The organism is Kitasatospora sp. NPDC059646 (assembly GCF_042734615.1).
In the GTDB taxonomy this organism is placed as follows: domain Bacteria; phylum Actinomycetota; class Actinomycetes; order Streptomycetales; family Streptomycetaceae; genus Kitasatospora.
Genome location: NZ_JBHWDS010000031.1, coordinates 49,021 through 64,396 on the forward strand (window position 1 = coordinate 49,021; position 15,376 = coordinate 64,396).

Sequence of the window (15,376 nt, forward strand, 5' to 3'; positions counted from 1 at the left end):
CCCGCCCCGGCCGCCACCGCATCACGCCACCAGGAGGAACCCGTGTCCACCGAAACCGCCGCCGTGCTGACCTCCGCCGCTGGGGACCGCCTCGCCGCCTACCACCACCCGCACTTCATCTCGCTGCGCCTCTCCCGTGACTCGTGGGGCAACATGAAGCAGGCCGACGTCACGGCCCGCCCGTTCACGGGCACCGAGCCGGAGCCCGAGCGCCCGATGTCGATGTACGCCGACCCCGAGCTCACCCACGAGGACCGCGACCTCATCAACGCCGAGTACGACGTGCTGCGCACCGCCTGGGGAACGGCGAACTACAAGATCCGCGTCCGGCCGCTGATGACGAAGGCCGCCCCGCTCTGGAAGGCGTACACCCTCGCTCGCAAGGAGCTCGACGCGGTGTTCGCCGCGTTCTGGGAGACCAGCGACGTCCAGTGGAAGGCCCAGACGCTCAAGCTCATCGACTCCCACGCCCGGGTTCTGGCCGCCGCCCGTGCCTGGGACGGTATCGCCGAGGAGCTAGCCCAGCTCCAGAACGAGCACCTGCGCATCGTCGGCGAGGAGTGCGAGAGCCAACTCGACTCCGTAGGAACCGAGTTCGGCATCGACCCGAGCGGCTGGTGCATCGGCCACATCAGCTACTACCGCAGCAACTACTACCGCAGCAACGGGCCGCTGACTCAGGAGGTCGAGGACCTGGTCCAGGAGCACAAGGCACGGCTCCGGCAGGTGACCGACATGGTCGGCGACCGCTGACGCAACCACCAAACGCCGCGCCCTCGACCGGCTCGGCGTGACCGTCCTGCCGCTGCTCCGCCCCGACCGCCCGGTGCCGCTGGCACCCCGGCATGTACATCGCGGGGCGGCCGTCTCGTCGCCAAACTCGCCGGCCGCCCCGCCACCACTCGACCCGTCATCAGACCGGAGGCACCACCCATGATCCCGGACCACACCACCGCCCTCGCCTGGGTGACCGGCACTCACGGTCTGATCGACCGCCGTCCTGATCGGAGCGACCGCGTGAACCGCCACCACCCCGACCCCGACGCCCTCGCGGCCCTGACGGCCGCTCACGGCCCCGCCCTGGCCCGCCTGCTGGGCGCCCAGGCCGCCGACGTGACCACCGAGCTGTTCGCCGCGCACGTCTTCGAAGCCGTCGAGGACCTGCACCGGGCGGGCCGCCACGGTGAGGCCGAGGACCTGGAGGACATCCTCGTCCTCCTCACCGACGCCGCCCTGGAGCCCGGCACCGACCGCGCCCGCGCCCTCCTGGAGGCCGCCGACGGCGCGTTGCGCACCGCGCTGCCCGCGATCCTCGCCACCACCCCAGCCCGCCAGGCCGCCCCGGCCGCCGGTCGCTGACCGCGCCGCCCGACAGCCAGGGCCCCCGGAACTCCCCCCGGGGCCCTGACTGCCGCCCCGCACCCACGGCACAACGGGTGCGGGGCGGCGGCGCGTCCAGGCCCAGGCGTTGGCCGGTGGGACACCCTCCCCTCGCTCTCCCCGCCCCGGCCCGGCCCGTGCCACCACCTGTACCGGCCGACCGCGACGCCCACCCTGCCGCCCTGCCGCCGACACCCTGCGGGGCCCGATCCGTGCGGACAGCGCGGACCGTATGGGGGGCAGCGCCGCGGCCGTGCGGGGGTGACCGGGGCGACGACAATCAGGAGCAGGGTGGTGCCCGGGTCGCCACCTGCGGGCACATGCCGTCCGGTGCTACCCGTCCTGCTGCCCGCCGGGGGTGACCCGGCGGCGGTTGCTGCTGACGGGGCCGGACGGTTGATCACCCATCAGGGAAACGGCACGCCGCCCGGGGCCGGGCGCCCACCGGGGCACGATGGCACCCGGGAAGCCGGAGCGCCGATCGCGCGCTGGGGGGAGAAGCGGCTGTGCGGCACCGGTGGGCGCTTCTAACTACTGAGAAGGGGAAAACCCCGGACCTGCGGATTCGTCCCGCTGGTGGCCCCGTTTCGGGGGCCAGGAGGGATAGCCGGTGGCCCCGTTTCGGGGGCCACCGGCCCGGCGCGCCCCGGCCGCCCTGTCGGCGCGTTGGCCCCCAACCCGGGGCCAACGCGGTTTAGCCTGTGCTACCGTCCCCCGAGACGATTCGTGATCATGTGTCCGGTAACGCCCGAAGGAGAACGACGACGTGACGCGCCAGGGCAAGGGGCCGGCCAGTACGCATCTGGTGATCCGCATCGACTCCGCCGGCCGACTGGTGTGCAGCGAACAGCAGGTGAGCGGCTTTCAGTTCCTCGCCGGTGAACAGTGCTTCGGCTACGTCCTCGACGGCAAGCTGATGCACCGCCTGCTCTCGCGCATGGGCATGCCCGGCGTCTGGTTCCGCACCTGGGAGGGCCTGCTCAGCTTCCAGGAGCGCGGCGAGGGCTACATCACGGTCAATCACCGCCTCCTCGCCGCGGAGACCGAGATCAGCCGCTCGCACATCAGCGAGCCCATGGCCTACTTCACCGACATCAGGTGGTTGCGCCCCGCCGGCCGCAGCCGCTACCAGCTCAACCCCTGGCTGACCTACTGCGGCGACTCCGCCTCGCAGGCCCGGTTCCAGGCCGAGTGGATCGCCGCCGTCGGCCGGGACTTCGTCGTCCCCTCCAGCGGGCACCCCGAGCAGTGGCGGGCGCAGCGCGAGGAGCAGCTCCGGGCCGAGCAGTCGCAGAACGCTGCCGTCGTCCCGATCAAGCGGCAGCGCAAGGCCCCTGCCCGGCGTACGGCGGCCCGCGCCGCCGCGAACGGCTGATCACCGATGATGGGAACGAACACACGAAGCGAGGTCATGCCGTGAGCGTCCAGCCGCCTGTGCCGCCCAGCGGCGCCCCCGTCGTCCTGTCCCGCGAGGCCCTCGAACTGCTGGCGCTGCTCGACCTGCCGCGCACCGCCCAACGGGTGCTGAACATGCTCCTGGCCCACCAGGGCGAGACGACCGGCGCGGCCCGGGTCTCCCAGAACGAGATGTGCGCACTCCTCGGCAAGGTCTCCAAGCCCACCGTCAACCGCGCGTTCAAGGAACTGGGCGAGATCGGCCTCGCCTGGCCGATCGAGGACGCGCACTACCAACTGCACCCGCTGCTCACCAACGGCAGGACCGCGACGAAGCTCGCCGCCGTCCCGCTGATCAAGGTTCCGGGCGTCGAGGCGGCGGGCGAGCAGCGCCGCCAGCGATACGCCGCGCAGATCGCGAACCTCGGCCTGCCGCTGCCGGCCTGACCCGTCCCGCAAGTGCCCGCCGACCCGGCCCGGGTCGGCGGGCACCTGCTTTGGCCCCCGCCCGGGGGCCAGAACGGTGCAGCCGGTGCTACCGCGCACCCGCCGCCGGTCGCCTTTGGCCCCCGCCCGGGGGCCAAAGCGGTTCGCGCGGTGCGACCGGCCCTCCCGTCAACGCGGGCCCGCCGACGGAACACCGGCCGCGGACCCGGGAGGCGCGGCACGTCCTCCCCGGGCCCGATCCGGACACCTGTTTTGGCCCCCGGGCGGGGGCCAAAACGGTTCACCCGACGCAACCTCCCCCGTCCCCTCGGACCACAGATGAGGATGAGATGATTTGCCCCTGCTTGTCACACTCGACCACTAGCGTCCGGCCATGACGAAACGCACCGCCGCGGCGACCCGCGGCGAGCCCGGCCTCTTCGACACCGAGAGCGCCGGCCCCGCGCCGAAGCCCGCCACCAAGCCCCGCCCGAAGCCGCTCAAGGCCGCCGATCTGCCGCTGCGCGCACCGCTGATCCACGGCGAGGCCACGGCCTCGCTGCTGCTGCGCACCGCCGCCGCGAACGCCGTCGAGCCCGAGCGGCTCCTCAAGGCCCTGCACACCGGCCGCCTCGACCTCCCGGCCGGCGGCGTCCAGCCGCAGCAGCACGAGGTGCGCCTCAGCGCCGGCGCGCTGGAGCGGCTGGCGGCGCTGCTGGAGCGCCCGGCCGAGCAACTGCAACACCTGCCGGGACTGCGCGCCGAGGCGCTGCTCGACGAGCCGGGCGCCGTGGTCCGCATCGAGCCGTGGTCCGACGAGCTCGGCGGCACCCCGCTGCCGGCCTGCCCGCTGTGCATGGAGGCCGGGGCCTGGCTCGCCCCCGACGGCCACCGCTGGCGGCCCTGTCCGTGCGGACGCCGGTGGACGGCCAGCGACGATGGCGGGTACCTGCTGGATACCTCCCTCCTGCCGGACCTCGGCCGCGCCCTGCTTCGGCACCGCGACCTCGACCACCGGCTCGGCCCGGCCGGTGACGCCCTGGTCGCCGACGCCCACCAGGTCATGCTGTGGTGGTGGGTCAGCAAGCAGGTGGCGCACGAGACTTGGCGCTCCCGCGAGGACGCCCTCGGCGCCGCACGCCACCGCCGCCGCGCGGCCCCCGCGGTCGTCTACCCGGAGGCCGTCACCCTGGCCGAGGCCATGGGCCGGTGGGAGCAGCGGCGCCGCAGGCCCGACGCGTCGCCGGTCGAGTGGCTGGCGGAGGTCGCCGAGCTGTTCGAGGTGACGGGCATCGTTCGGGGCCGGGAGCGCGAGCCGCTGCGGCACTGGCTCCTGCTGCACCCGGCCGGAGCCGATCCGGTCGGCGACAGCACGGCCGAACGTCGCTGGAGCCAGCTTCCGGCGCTGCACCACCGGCCGGCCGAGCCCGGTCCGTGGCGGGCGACGAGCTGCCTGCGCTGGATGTTCGGCCTGCCGCTCACCTCGACGACGGCGATCTGTCCGCACTGCCAGGGCCGCGCCCTGAGCTGCCTGTGGTCGCCCGCGCCCGACTGCCCGGAGAAGCCGGCCGCCTCGCAGGGATGAGGCCCGTAGTTCCCTGCCGGCCGGAGGCGGCTGGCGGCCGGTTGTCGGAAGTCGACCCCCTCACCTACTAGCGCAAGTTGGCCAACTTGCGCTATATTGGTCTTGTTCCGCTCGGCGGCCGACCGGCTGCCGGGTCGCGAGAATCATCGACACCTGACCAGGAGGGGAACCACATGGCCACCACCGCGTCCGCCGACCTGCGCGCCGCTTTCGTTGCCGAGGTCAAGCGCTTCGTCCGGAAGAACCGGGAGGCGTACAACACCCGGCTCACCACGAAGGCCGGGATCGTCGTCGCGTTCAACGGCCTGACGGGCAACCGGCTGAGCCACGTCACCGTCACCGCTCCCGACGGAATCGAGTTCACCAGCGGCGAGGGGTGGGCCCTCGACCAGATCCCCGACGCCGCGGCCTTCTGGTGGGACGCCATCGAGGAGGACCGGGAGCGGGCCGCCAAGCGCAAGCTCCTCGCCGGGTTCAAGGCCGTCACTATCGACGCCGCGGACGCCGACGGCACCTCCTCGCGCACGACGGCCGGCCGCTACCGCCTCACCGAGCAGCAGCTCGACGAACTGCTCGCCCTGGCCGCGAACATGGCCTTGCAGAACGGGAGCGCCGGCTGATGGAGGGCAGTGCCATGGTTCCGACCCTGCTCGCCGTCTGCGGCACCCTGCTGGGCACCCTCGGCGCCGTCGTCCTGCAACAGCGGGCGGCCCGCGCCGAGCGGGCCGAAGCCCGCCGCGATGCCCACGAACAGGCTCGCCTGCGGGCGGTCGCCGAGCTGGTGACCGCCCTGGACAACCACCGGCGCGCGATGTGGCTGCGAGAGAAGCTACGCCTGTCCGGCGCCGGTGATGACGCTTTCACCGAGGCCCGAACTGCCAGCCACCTGACCCGCGCAGCCATCACGGGCCCGCTCGTGACGCTCTCCGTCCTGGCCCCGACGTTGGCCAAGGCCGCCAACGATGCCGTCAGGGCGACCTACGCCCTGCGCGAGGCCCCGGACCTGGAGGTTCTCCAGCAGGCCCGCAGTGCGGCGATCGCCGCTACTGAGAGCCTGGTCGCCGCTGCGGGCGACCAGTTCGCCTGACCCCTTGCCGGCCGCCGTCCGGCGGCCGGCAAGGGGCACGGACACCCCGGCACCGCTGATGGGCCAGGCCACGGCCCGAACTAGCACCCCGCTACCCCGTACTTCTGATCCGTGCCACCGACCGGTGGCACTCACCCGAGAGGACCGACCAATGGCGCGCTACAACGACTACTACCGCGAAGAGGTCACGACGGACGAGGTGCACCAGGCGATCGAGGACAACGACGCTGCGGACCTCGACGACTACTGGAACGCCAAGGACAACGGCGAGTTCTGACCGCGTTCGCCGAGATGAGGTGTCCCGGCAGGTTCCGTCGAGCACAGGAGGAAACGATGGTTGAAACGCTCCGCGGCCTGGTGCGCGCACTCCTCGGCCCGCAGCACCGTGAGCGGGGCAGGGTCCGCCGCGCAGCCTTCCGGGACGGCCAGAGGATGGCGGCGGAGGACATCGCGGCCGGCTGCCCGTGGCGGCGGGACGAGGAGCTTGCCGCCGCCGCGTGGAACGACGAGTGCTTGTACCTCTCGGCCTCCGAGCGGCTGATCGGATACCGCAGCACCACCGTCCGCCACCAGGCGGGCGACCTGGCCGCCTGACTCCAGAGGCCCGGCCCGCACCCCTCCTCGGCGAGCGGTGCGGGCCGGCCGCGGGCGTGCCGCCGCAGTGACTCGGAGCCATCGGTCCGGCTCGCCGAGAAAGAATTGCGCAAGTTAGCTAACTTGCACTATAATGGCCTTTCCGACCAAGGAAGCCCGAAAGGCCGTCATGACCGCCAACTCCCCGATCACCGTCCCGAGGCGCCCCGGGCGCACCCCCGGCCTCGCGCAGCGGCGCGCCCTGCTCACCGCGGCGAACCACCCCGAGGGCTGGTTCCCCCAGACCGTGAATTACCGCACGCTCTGCGCCCTGGAGGAGAGCGGCGGCCTCGCCGAACTCGAAGGCGCGGACAGTCCCCTGCTGGCCGGCTACCGCATCAGGGACCTGGTGAAGTGCCGGTGCGTCATCACCGACGCCGGCCGCGCCCTGGCCGCCGAGCTGCCCCGCGAGCGCGTGATCATCGTGCCGTGCGGCGGCGCCAAGAGCAGCCGCCCCGAGCGCGCCGGCGAGATGTACACCGGCAGCTACCACCGCGCCGCCCGCCGCGCCGCCGAGAAGCTCGCCGACCGCAACACCCGGATTCTGATCCTCAGCGCGAAGTACGGACTGCTCCCGCTGGACGAGTGGATCTCCCCGTACGACCTCAAGGCCGGCGACCCCGGCACCATCACCCCCGAGGCCCTGCGGCACCAGGCGTTCGAGCTGCTGCTCGGCGGTGCCGAGGTCACCGTCCTGGGCGGCGCCGCGTACGTCGCCCTCGCCCGCTCGGTGTGGCCGGACGCCGCCGCGCCGCTGGAGGGCACCCGCGGCATCGGCGAGCAGATGCAGCGCCTCGCAGCCATCGCCGCCGGCCGCCCGATCGCCGCCGAGCAGCAGCCGGGCGAGGCCCGGCAGACGGAGCTTCCGTTCGACGTCGAGCTCGACGCGGACACCGCCACCGCCTACGTGCCCAGCCTCCCCGACGCCTGGGCCGACCCGTACACCCCCAAGCGCGGTGCGAGCCCGGTCCGGCTGGTCAGGGGGTTCACCGCCCACCGCGGCACCGCGGGCGCCCGGCTGGAGTTCTCCGACACCTCCCGCCGCGGCCCCGAGCGCCGCGAGCTCGCCGCCGCCCTCGGCCGGCACTTCGGCGTGCACTTCGAGACGGTCGTCACCTACCGCACCGTCTACGTGGACACCGGCAGCGAGATCACCGACAACGGGTGCTTCCGCGGCACCAGCGAGCGCCAGGAGATCCGCGAGGTCCGGCTCGGCCGCACCCGGACCGACGCCACGGTCAGCGCCGCCCCGGGCGACCTCGCCCGCTTCGTCGCGGTCCTGCCGGTCCTTCTGGACGAGCTCGACCGGCTCTCGGCCCCCTGGGGCAAGCGGTGCGCCGACTGGCTCACCGGGGAGGGCGAGCACTGGTGCACCCCCTCCGAGCGCCGTGCCGCCGTCACGCGCTTCCGCCGCGAGTTCCGTCGGGACCTCGTCAACGTCCTGACCCTGCCCTATACGCCGCGCACCGCCGAGGAGGAACTCGACCCGGGCCGGCCGTTCCCCCACCAGTCCCGCGCCGCCGCCCGCGAGAGCGTGCGGGAGATCGGCCGCAAGTGGCTCAACCAGGTGACCCGGCCCGGCACCGAAGCGGCCTACCTGCTCGCCGTCACCACCGCCGAGCAGCTCGCCGCAGCCAGCGCCGACCGCCGTAGCGCCGAAGCCGCCCGCGCCACGCTCCAGCGGATCGAGGCCGAGCTCGCCGAGCAGCGCGCCGCCCGGGCCGAGCAGGCCGCCGAACCGGACACCGGCCGGGTCGTGCTGACGGAGATCCAGCTCGCCCAGCTCGACCGGCTGCTCGACCACCCCGCGGACGACGAGCCCGACCGCAGCGAGGCCCAACCCGCCGCGGCAGCCGCCCCGGTCCGGATCGAAGCCGCACCGGGCGCCGCCGAACTGCGCGAGCGCGCCGAACTGCTGCGCCAGATCGGCGCCCACGGCGCGGCCGAGGTCCTCCTCGCCCGGGCCGCCGAGCTCGACGCCGAGCAGCAGGGCCAGGACCCCGCGGCCGTAGACCTGCCTGCCGTCCGCCGCCCGCACCAGGTGCCGCGCCGCGGGCATCGCCGTGCCACCTGGCAGCAGGCGCATTGCCCGCCGCGGCGTCCGCACAACCGGCCTTCGGCCGGCAGCGCGCTCCGTCCCCCGGCTACGGCCGTGGGCCGCAGCCGCCGCAGCCCGGTCCGCGGTACCGGGGGAGCCCTGCAAGCCCCGCGAAGCACGACCCGCCAGACTGCGTGACGTGAACAAGAGGTGAGCGCGCACCGACACACGAAAGCGGCGGGCCCGGAAACCCGGGCCCGCCGCCGTCACCGATCCGCCACCGACCAAGGAAGCAAACCGGTGCGCACCACCCTACAGAGCCCCGACAGGAGAACCATCAATGAGTGCCCTCAACGGTCCGACCCGGACCATTTCCCCGTACCTCCGTGGCCTGGGCCTGCGACAGCGCGAGCGGCCGGCAGGCTCCGGCCGTGACGTCGTGGTCGAAGGCCGTTATGAGGGCGACCTCTGCGTAGAGACCTACGTCGTCCCCCTGAACAAGGAAGCCGTGAAGACCATCGCGGCAGCCGCCGAGAAGATCGCTGCGGAGACCGCCGGGACCGAGTTCCCGTTCGAGGTCGGCAAGGTGCCCGGACCCGACGGCCGCCCGGTGACCGGCCTGGTGTGCCGCGTGGCCGTGCCGCGCAACACCCAGAAGCCGCGGAGTACCCCCAAGCACTACACGCGCACCCCCGGCAGGCCGCGCGTCAACGAAGTGACCGACGAGAAGACCCCGCGGAGGATCAACGTCCTCGGCCCGGTCTGGGAAGGGTCCATCCAGCGGGCCCGGGAGGTGCACGGCCTGTCCGTCAGTCAGGTGGCCGAGCAACTCCTCTCAGCATTCGCCGCCGGCGCGTTCCAGTTCGACCAGAACGGCGAACTGGTCCTGTCGGCCCCGACCGCCGAGCAGACCCGCGAGATCCTGCTCGAAACCCTCCAGCAGCACGGCGTAGGCACGAACGACGCCGCCCTCGCCGAGGCCCTGGCCGCCGCGCTCCACAGCGCCAGCCACACCCGCGCCGAGTAGAACACCAAACCCGCCACCGACCAGGAATGACCCCCATGACCACGTCGCCCCTGCCGTACGCCGACAGCAGGACCGAGGACCTCCTCCCCGTCCTGCGCCGCCACCTCGCCGCCGCCGCCGAGCGCCACAACCTCGGCCCGGTCCCGCCGACCCTCGACCTCTGGCAGGCCAACCGCCTGCTTGAGACCTACGCCGCGCAACCCGTCTCCGACGACATCGCCGGCCTGCACAGGCAGATCAAGGAGGCCTCACGCGAGCTCAACCTCGCAGTGGACTCCTACGGTGAGGGGAACACCGATGTTGCGGACGAACTCGCCCGCGCCGCCGTTCTCTACCTCGACCAGGTCGAGACGACCCTCGCCTACCTTCAGCAGCACAACAGCGACCCGATCAACGTCGTTGACGACGACGTCGCCGAGATGGGCAGGCTCATTTCCGAGGTCCTCGTTCCTGCTCTCGGCACCGAGGCCCCGTTCAAGCCGGGAGAGCTGTACGACATCGACGACCGGTTCCAGGAGATCCGTACGAGCCTCGTCCAGCTCCGCCGTATCTGCGTGAGCAGCCCTCAGGTGCTGGACAGCCGGGTCAACGCCACTACCGTCGTGCACCTGCGTGCCCACCTCAGCCATGCGATCGACTTCCTCGGCAGTGCCCACCGGGAGGCATTCTTCGGCGTTTCCGAGGCCGCGAGCCGCATCGTCTACCGCATCCGCACCGCCGCCGGCCACGTTGCCCGCGCCTCCGCCCTGGTACAGATGGAGGCCGACCAGTGACCCCCCACCCTGCACCTGACGAGCTCGGCGCCGAACTCGTCGCCCTGGGCCTGACCCGCGCCGCTGCCGACGGCATGCTTCCCGACCCTTCCTCCACCGACGTGGAGCGGCTCCGCCGCTGCGCCGCATTGGTCGCGGACTGGGTGAAAGGGCCGTCGGCCGGCGACCCGGGCGAGCTGCGCGAGCCGCTGATCCTGGTCCTCGACGCGCTCGCCCGCAGCGCCGCCTCCTACCTGATGGCGGCGCAGGGCGGTGACGCCGAGAAGGCACGGCAGTGGATCGACGACCAGACCGTCAAGGCCCGCGCCAACGCCGAACGCGTCGGCCACGCCCACCCGGCCCAGCCGACCGCCCTCACCCTGGCCTGGCTGTACGTCGAGGCCCAGGCCCACGATGCCAAGCCGCACACCGAGGAGGAGCGCGAGCGCTTCGACCAGGACCGCGCCGAGCGGCACGCCGCCCACTGCGACCGCTACGTGCGCGAGGACCACCTCAGCCACGACGCCTACACGCTCGTCATCACCGCGGCCGAGCTCGCGGCGTCCGTGCTCGTCCACATCGCCGGCCAGGAACGGGCGTTCGTCGAGGAGCAACTCGACAACCAGGCCGCCGAGCTCCTCGCCGACCACGACGGCGAGGCCCCGGCCTGGGTGCCAGACGACCTCGCCACGCTGAGCTGACCGTGCGCTACCGGGCGTCGTACGGCAGCGGCGAGGAGTACCAGGAGTTCGAACCGACATTCGCCGACGTCTGCGCCGCACAGCAGCGCTGCGAGGAGGAGCTCCGGCAGCAGATGACCGAGCTCTGCGGCCGGCCCCCCCGGGCCCGAGCTCGTCGTCACCTGGGAGGCGAACGACCCGTACGCCCCGGTCCTGTGGACCATGTCCAGACCCCGCGCCTACCAACCCCCTCCCGGGTCGGTTTCACCGTCACTGTCACGAGCTCCCCCTTCGATGGCGGTTGGGAGCAGTCGCAGTGACCGGCCTCACGCTCGTTGTGCCCAACGCGGGCAGAAGCGGGGGGAGTTGACGGCGCATCATCGTGATGCGAGGGCGGCCGGACATCTGGCCGGACACCGGCCGCCCCCTGTACTCACCCACTGCGAGAGAGGGCACGACCATGATGCACACCTCTGCCCAGAGCCCCGCGACCCGGGCCGCCCTGTTCGCGCTCGTCCTCGGCCTGATGCGCGCCGGGGCGAACGTCGGCGACCACATCGTGCAGGCCAGTCGGGACGCCGTCGTGAAGGGCGCCACCGACGCCGCCCCCGTCACCTACCGAGGTCGCAAGTACGGCACCCGCGGCGGCCGGGCCGCGGCCCTCCGGCACTCGGTGACCTACACCGCCACGCAAGCGGCCGTCATCGCGGCCGGCGCCCGCGCCCTCGGCGTCCGCCTGCCCGTCGGTCGCCTCCTCGCCGCCCTGGTCGTCACGGGAGGCAGTCACTACCTGATCGACCGGCGTGAACCGCTGCGCCGTTTTTGCGAAGCCATCGGCAAGAGTGAGTTCTACAACCTCAACTCCAATGGAATTAACGGGAGTTACCTCACCGACCAGGCGGCGCACGACATGATCGAAACGCTCGCCTGCCTGCTCGTCGCCGCCCGCTGACCATCCGCCACCCAGACCGAGAGGACCCCGCCATGGACCGCCACACCGAGACCGCGACCACCAACCCGGACGCCACGCCCTCGCCGTCGACCGCCCTGGTACGGGTACAGACCCCCGTTCACGATGAAGCCGCCGTGCTGTTCGACGGCCTGCCCGCCAGCGCGCGGGCCGCGATCAACGAGATTGCATGGGCGCGGATGCGCCGCAAGATCACCAGCCCGCAGGACCTCGCCGACCTGTTCGGCCTCAGCCCCCGGTGGCGCTTCGGCCCGCAGCACGCCACCCTCGAAGCCCTCGAAGCGGCGGCCCAGGCCGCACCCGGCACGGCCGCTGCCGGGTGACCCCGCCAACGCGCGCCACCCGCAAGTGCCCGGCCCCGCAGGGACCGGGCACTTGCGCGTTCCCCCGCCGGAGCGACTTCTTGTGACCGCGCGGCACCTGCGGTCGTTGCCCCTGTGCCCCGCCCACCCGGGCGGCACGAGAGCGGGTGGCGACATGCGACGGGAAGTGCGCGGGCTGCGCTGTGAAGGGTGCGGCCACGGGGCCGCCCGACTCACTGACGGGTACTGCGAATCGTGCTGCGCACCGGCGCCGAAGGCGGCCGACAGCGACCTGGGCCCGGCCGTCCACCGCCCCTACACCCCGCCGCCGAGTCCCCCGCGGCTGCGCGCGGTGCCCGCCCCCGCTGCGGTATCCCGGCAGGCAGGCCGGCACCGACTGCGCGTGGACAACGGTGGCCCGGCGATGGCCCGGCTCCCGGCGTCCGGCCCCGGGGGCAAGCGCAAGCCCGGCCCAACGCCGTTCCTCTACCCCTGCCCAGCGTGCACCGCCCCGGTCGGACGGCCGTGCAGGGACGCATCCGGCCCCCGACCCACCGCGCACAAGGCCCGCAGCAAGCTCGCCGAGCAGCAGTTCCGCAAGCGGTGAACACCGGCCCGGCCGCCGCGCGCGACCGCCGCCATCGACGACCATTCGCACATCTGTGCAGATCAGCAGGTATATGACGCCCTGTCAGTGCAGGCGGTCATCCTGGGCCGGCAGGTGACGGTGCCGCGCGGCAGTCGGCCGGCGGCTTCCTCTTCCTTCTGGAGGTGCCCGATGGGCGAAAAAGTCTGGTCCCTGGCGTACGAGGCTGAGGGCACGGAAGATGCGGCCTGGACGATCCGGGACACCGAGCTCGACGACGACGGCGCCCCGATCTCCGACAGCGGTCCGTGGGACACGAACGCCGAGATCGAGGACGGCGACGACGACGCCGCGCTCGCCTGGGCGAACAAGGCGCTGGGCTTGTCCGGCGACTGGAAGGCACACCACCCGAACCCGATGACCCGTACCAGGTCGACTACTGGACCCACCCGCAGTAGCACCCAGGCAGAACGAGAAGGTGCCGCCCGCGTGGACGTCCACGCGGGCAGCACAGGTGGGTGACCGGCCGCTGCTCAGGCCGGCACGACACCGCCGTGCCGCCAGCCCGCCACGACGACGATGTGCCAGAGCAGTTGGTCGAGCTCGGCGGCCATCGCCGTCGGCAGGTCCGGCCCGGCCGCCGCCGAGAACCGGTCGAAGTACGGCAGCCGCTCGCGCAGGGCCGCCCGCCGGGCGAAGAACGCGGCGGCGTCGCCCGACCGCGCCGCCCGGTGCAGGAGCGCCCGGAAGGCGACGATCTTGTCAGCGGTGGAGGCCCGCAGCGTCCACGGGTCGTGTTCCACCAGTGCCCGCACGTGCTCGGCGACGAGCTCGGGCCGGGTGGAGAACTCGTCGAGCGCCTGGTGCTCGCTCTCCATCGCCCGCACGATCCGCAGCACCTCGCCGCCGAGGCGACCCAGCTCGGCATCGAGCCGACCGGCCGGGGCGAACTCGGGGCCGTCGTGCAGCAGCACCGCCGCCACGACCTCCGCCGGCGCTGCGGGCACGTGCCGGTCGAGGGTGAGCACGACCCGGACCGCATGGCCGAGCGCCGGTGCGTCGTCCACCCGGTGCCCCGCGCACCAGTCACGCGCGAGTTCGAGCGCCTCCTCCACCAACGGGTGCCGGGGGCGGGTGAGTGGCGTCAAGTCGGTTCCCTCCTAGCTACGGTGGTCCTTATGTCCGGAAGCGGTCTGTCCCTGCCCCCCTGGCGGGAGCACACGGTGTGCGCGGTCTGCCCCTCGCTGCTGCTCGCCCTCGGTGAGTTCGACGTCGCGGCCAAGCCGGACCGCGAGTCGCGGTACAACCCGGCGGTGGACTACCGGGTCACCCCCGACGGCACCGGCGTGTGCGTCCACCCCGACAAGCTCGGCCTCCCGCCCGGCCGCTACGCCAGCGCCGCCGAGCCCGTCCCCGCCCCGGCCTGGGCGGGGGAGCAGGACCCCGACCCGCAGCCGCAGCAGGAGCCCCTGCGCCCCGCCGCCGTGCTGCCGCCGCCGGTTTCGGCCCCGTACACACCGCCGCCGGCCCCGTCCGAGGACGAAGCCGGCGGCGAGTGGGGCCCGGCGCACCCGGCCCCCGTGATCCCCGACGAGCTGCTCGCACTGCTGCGCCGCCAGATCGCGGAGGCCCACCCCGACGACCTGTCCGCAGTGCTCGCGCGGGCGGAGTCCTCAGCCCGGGCGAGTTGGGGTGCGGAGACGGTCGTCGAGGCGATGCGCCGGGTGCTCAGCGGGGGCTAGACCAGGGCGGGGAGCCCGAAGTCGATGTTGTGGCTCTTGCCCATGTCCCGGATGCCGATGCTGTCGTACCGCTCGCGCAGGACGGCCAGGCGGCGGGCGGTCTCGGCCTTGCCGATCCAGTACCGCTCCGGCGGCTCGGCGCCGAACGCCGCGGTGTAGCACTGGTGGGTGTAGTCGCCGGCGTTGTAGCCCCAGCGCTCGGTGTCCGTCATGTGCACGAACTTCATGCCCACGCGGTCCTGAATCCGGTTGGCGACGGTGTATTGCGCGAGGATCGCGTGCACCATCTCGTCCACCGGCGCGGACGCCAGCAGCTCGGCCGAGGCTTCGTCGCCGCCGCTGAGCTCGTACACGGCGGCCTTGAGAGCGAGCAGCCGCAGGCCCTCGACGAACAGCGGGTGCTTGTCGACCGGTTCGTTCCACTGCGCGATGATCGGGTACCCGGTGTACGACGCCCAGCAGTCCGGGTACAGCTTGGTGGACTCCTCCAGCCGCTCGAACTCCTCGTCGCCCTTGATCCCGGCGAGGATCTCGGCGGCCCGGCGCCCGACGGCGACCGGGTCGGGCTGAGTGGTGACGGTCATGTGCGAACTCCTTCGGCTGCGCGCGTCCGGCCCGGCCGGGCGCGCTTCCTGTAGGTGTCGCCCCCGGAGAGCCCGGGGGATCGGGGAGGGGCGCCGCCCAGGCCCCAGCAGGGACGGCGCCGCTCACCGGCCGCCCGCGGCGGGGGGAGCCGAGCTGGCGCGATGCCAGGCCCGGGCGGCTGACACTCA

General features: G+C 73.1%; 19 protein-coding genes. 17 read left to right on the forward strand and 2 right to left on the reverse strand.

Going from position 1 to position 15,376, the window contains the following annotated elements:
- Positions 1-42: 42 nt before the first annotated feature.
- The 16 genes from ACFV1L_RS22080 to ACFV1L_RS22155 all read left to right on the forward strand — a co-directional run bounded on the left by ACFV1L_RS22080 (position 43) and on the right by ACFV1L_RS22155 (position 13,383).
- Positions 43-753, forward strand: coding sequence for a hypothetical protein (locus ACFV1L_RS22080; protein ID WP_380368201.1), 711 nt, complete (start codon positions 43-45; stop codon positions 751-753).
- Between the two features lie 180 nt (positions 754-933).
- Positions 934-1,359, forward strand: coding sequence for a hypothetical protein (locus ACFV1L_RS22085; RefSeq protein ID WP_380368203.1), 426 nt, complete (start codon positions 934-936; stop codon positions 1,357-1,359).
- Between the two features lie 787 nt (positions 1,360-2,146).
- Positions 2,147-2,755, forward strand: coding sequence for a hypothetical protein (locus ACFV1L_RS22090; protein ID WP_380368205.1), 609 nt, complete (start codon positions 2,147-2,149; stop codon positions 2,753-2,755).
- 41 nt (positions 2,756-2,796) lie between these two features.
- Entirely contained in the window at positions 2,797-3,222 is a 426-nt protein-coding gene (locus ACFV1L_RS22095; protein WP_380368206.1) for a hypothetical protein, read from the forward strand.
- A 373-nt stretch (positions 3,223-3,595) separates the two neighbouring features.
- Positions 3,596-4,786 (forward strand): TniQ family protein, encoded by a 1,191-nt coding sequence (locus ACFV1L_RS22100; RefSeq protein WP_380368208.1) that lies wholly within the window; start codon positions 3,596-3,598, stop codon positions 4,784-4,786.
- Between the two features lie 173 nt (positions 4,787-4,959).
- The gene (locus tag ACFV1L_RS22105; protein WP_380368210.1) at positions 4,960-5,406 is read left to right on the forward strand and encodes a hypothetical protein; all 447 of its coding nucleotides are present in this window, start codon (positions 4,960-4,962) and stop codon (positions 5,404-5,406) included.
- Between the two features lie 14 nt (positions 5,407-5,420).
- On the forward strand, positions 5,421-5,873 hold the full coding sequence (locus ACFV1L_RS22110) for a protein kilB (RefSeq protein ID WP_380368212.1): 453 nt from the start codon (positions 5,421-5,423) through the stop codon (positions 5,871-5,873).
- Positions 5,874-6,024: 151 nt separating this feature from the next.
- Positions 6,025-6,150 (forward strand): hypothetical protein, encoded by a 126-nt coding sequence (locus ACFV1L_RS22115; protein ID WP_380368214.1) that lies wholly within the window; start codon positions 6,025-6,027, stop codon positions 6,148-6,150.
- Between the two features lie 56 nt (positions 6,151-6,206).
- On the forward strand, positions 6,207-6,467 hold the full coding sequence (locus tag ACFV1L_RS22120; RefSeq protein ID WP_380368216.1) for a hypothetical protein: 261 nt from the start codon (positions 6,207-6,209) through the stop codon (positions 6,465-6,467).
- A gap of 133 nt (positions 6,468-6,600) precedes the next feature.
- Positions 6,601-8,742 carry a DUF6884 domain-containing protein gene (locus ACFV1L_RS22125; RefSeq protein ID WP_380368218.1) on the forward strand — a complete coding sequence of 714 codons (2,142 nt, stop codon included), beginning with the start codon at positions 6,601-6,603 and terminating at the stop codon, positions 8,740-8,742.
- Between the two features lie 142 nt (positions 8,743-8,884).
- Positions 8,885-9,571, forward strand: a complete 687-nt coding sequence (locus ACFV1L_RS22130) for a hypothetical protein (protein WP_380368219.1) — start codon at positions 8,885-8,887, stop codon at positions 9,569-9,571.
- 35 nt (positions 9,572-9,606) lie between these two features.
- The gene (locus ACFV1L_RS22135; protein WP_380368221.1) at positions 9,607-10,344 is read left to right on the forward strand and encodes a hypothetical protein; all 738 of its coding nucleotides are present in this window, start codon (positions 9,607-9,609) and stop codon (positions 10,342-10,344) included.
- Positions 10,341-11,024 carry a hypothetical protein gene (locus ACFV1L_RS22140; protein ID WP_380368223.1) on the forward strand — a complete coding sequence of 228 codons (684 nt, stop codon included), beginning with the start codon at positions 10,341-10,343 and terminating at the stop codon, positions 11,022-11,024. Before ACFV1L_RS22135 ends, ACFV1L_RS22140 begins: the two co-directional genes overlap by 4 nt.
- Positions 11,025-11,463: 439 nt before the next feature.
- Positions 11,464-11,955, forward strand: a complete 492-nt coding sequence (locus ACFV1L_RS22145) for a hypothetical protein (protein WP_380368224.1) — start codon at positions 11,464-11,466, stop codon at positions 11,953-11,955.
- Between the two features lie 32 nt (positions 11,956-11,987).
- Positions 11,988-12,296 carry a hypothetical protein gene (locus ACFV1L_RS22150; RefSeq protein ID WP_380368226.1) on the forward strand — a complete coding sequence of 103 codons (309 nt, stop codon included), beginning with the start codon at positions 11,988-11,990 and terminating at the stop codon, positions 12,294-12,296.
- A 757-nt stretch (positions 12,297-13,053) separates the two neighbouring features.
- The gene (locus ACFV1L_RS22155; protein ID WP_380368227.1) at positions 13,054-13,383 is read left to right on the forward strand and encodes a hypothetical protein; all 330 of its coding nucleotides are present in this window, start codon (positions 13,054-13,056) and stop codon (positions 13,381-13,383) included.
- 11 nt (positions 13,384-13,394) lie between these two features.
- Here ACFV1L_RS22155 and ACFV1L_RS22160 read toward each other — a convergent pair whose 3' ends face one another.
- On the reverse strand, positions 13,395-14,009 hold the full coding sequence (locus tag ACFV1L_RS22160) for a hypothetical protein (RefSeq protein WP_380368228.1): 615 nt from the start codon (positions 14,007-14,009) through the stop codon (positions 13,395-13,397).
- A gap of 30 nt (positions 14,010-14,039) precedes the next feature.
- On the opposite strand from ACFV1L_RS22160, the gene ACFV1L_RS22165 reads away from it, so the two are divergent.
- Positions 14,040-14,603, forward strand: a complete 564-nt coding sequence (locus ACFV1L_RS22165; protein WP_380368230.1) for a hypothetical protein — start codon at positions 14,040-14,042, stop codon at positions 14,601-14,603.
- Here ACFV1L_RS22165 and ACFV1L_RS22170 read toward each other — a convergent pair.
- The gene (locus ACFV1L_RS22170) at positions 14,600-15,187 is read right to left on the reverse strand and encodes a hypothetical protein (RefSeq protein ID WP_380368232.1); all 588 of its coding nucleotides are present in this window, start codon (positions 15,185-15,187) and stop codon (positions 14,600-14,602) included. The genes ACFV1L_RS22165 and ACFV1L_RS22170 overlap by 4 nt on opposite strands.
- Positions 15,188-15,376: the final 189 nt, after the last annotated feature.

Bases quoted from the DNA above. Each gene is read 5' to 3' on its own strand.
- ACFV1L_RS22125 (WP_380368218.1), top strand. From the start codon at position 6,601: ATGGCCTTTCCGACCAAGGAAGCCCGAAAGGCCGTCATGACCGCCAAC.
- ACFV1L_RS22105 (WP_380368210.1), top strand. From the start codon at position 4,960: ATGGCCACCACCGCGTCCGCCGACCTGCGCGCCGCTTTCGTTGCCGAG.
- ACFV1L_RS22145 (WP_380368224.1), top strand. From the start codon at position 11,464: ATGATGCACACCTCTGCCCAGAGCCCCGCGACCCGGGCCGCCCTGTTC.
- ACFV1L_RS22155 (WP_380368227.1), top strand. From the start codon at position 13,054: ATGGGCGAAAAAGTCTGGTCCCTGGCGTACGAGGCTGAGGGCACGGAA.
- ACFV1L_RS22100 (WP_380368208.1), top strand. From the start codon at position 3,596: ATGACGAAACGCACCGCCGCGGCGACCCGCGGCGAGCCCGGCCTCTTC.
- ACFV1L_RS22120 (WP_380368216.1), top strand. From the start codon at position 6,207: ATGGTTGAAACGCTCCGCGGCCTGGTGCGCGCACTCCTCGGCCCGCAG.
- ACFV1L_RS22085 (WP_380368203.1), top strand. From the start codon at position 934: ATGATCCCGGACCACACCACCGCCCTCGCCTGGGTGACCGGCACTCAC.
- ACFV1L_RS22135 (WP_380368221.1), top strand. From the start codon at position 9,607: ATGACCACGTCGCCCCTGCCGTACGCCGACAGCAGGACCGAGGACCTC.
- ACFV1L_RS22130 (WP_380368219.1), top strand. From the start codon at position 8,885: ATGAGTGCCCTCAACGGTCCGACCCGGACCATTTCCCCGTACCTCCGT.
- ACFV1L_RS22110 (WP_380368212.1), top strand. From the start codon at position 5,421: ATGGTTCCGACCCTGCTCGCCGTCTGCGGCACCCTGCTGGGCACCCTC.
- ACFV1L_RS22170 (WP_380368232.1), bottom strand. From the start codon at position 15,187: ATGACCGTCACCACTCAGCCCGACCCGGTCGCCGTCGGGCGCCGGGCC.
- ACFV1L_RS22115 (WP_380368214.1), top strand. From the start codon at position 6,025: ATGGCGCGCTACAACGACTACTACCGCGAAGAGGTCACGACGGACGAG.
- ACFV1L_RS22165 (WP_380368230.1), top strand. From the start codon at position 14,040: ATGTCCGGAAGCGGTCTGTCCCTGCCCCCCTGGCGGGAGCACACGGTG.
- ACFV1L_RS22150 (WP_380368226.1), top strand. From the start codon at position 11,988: ATGGACCGCCACACCGAGACCGCGACCACCAACCCGGACGCCACGCCC.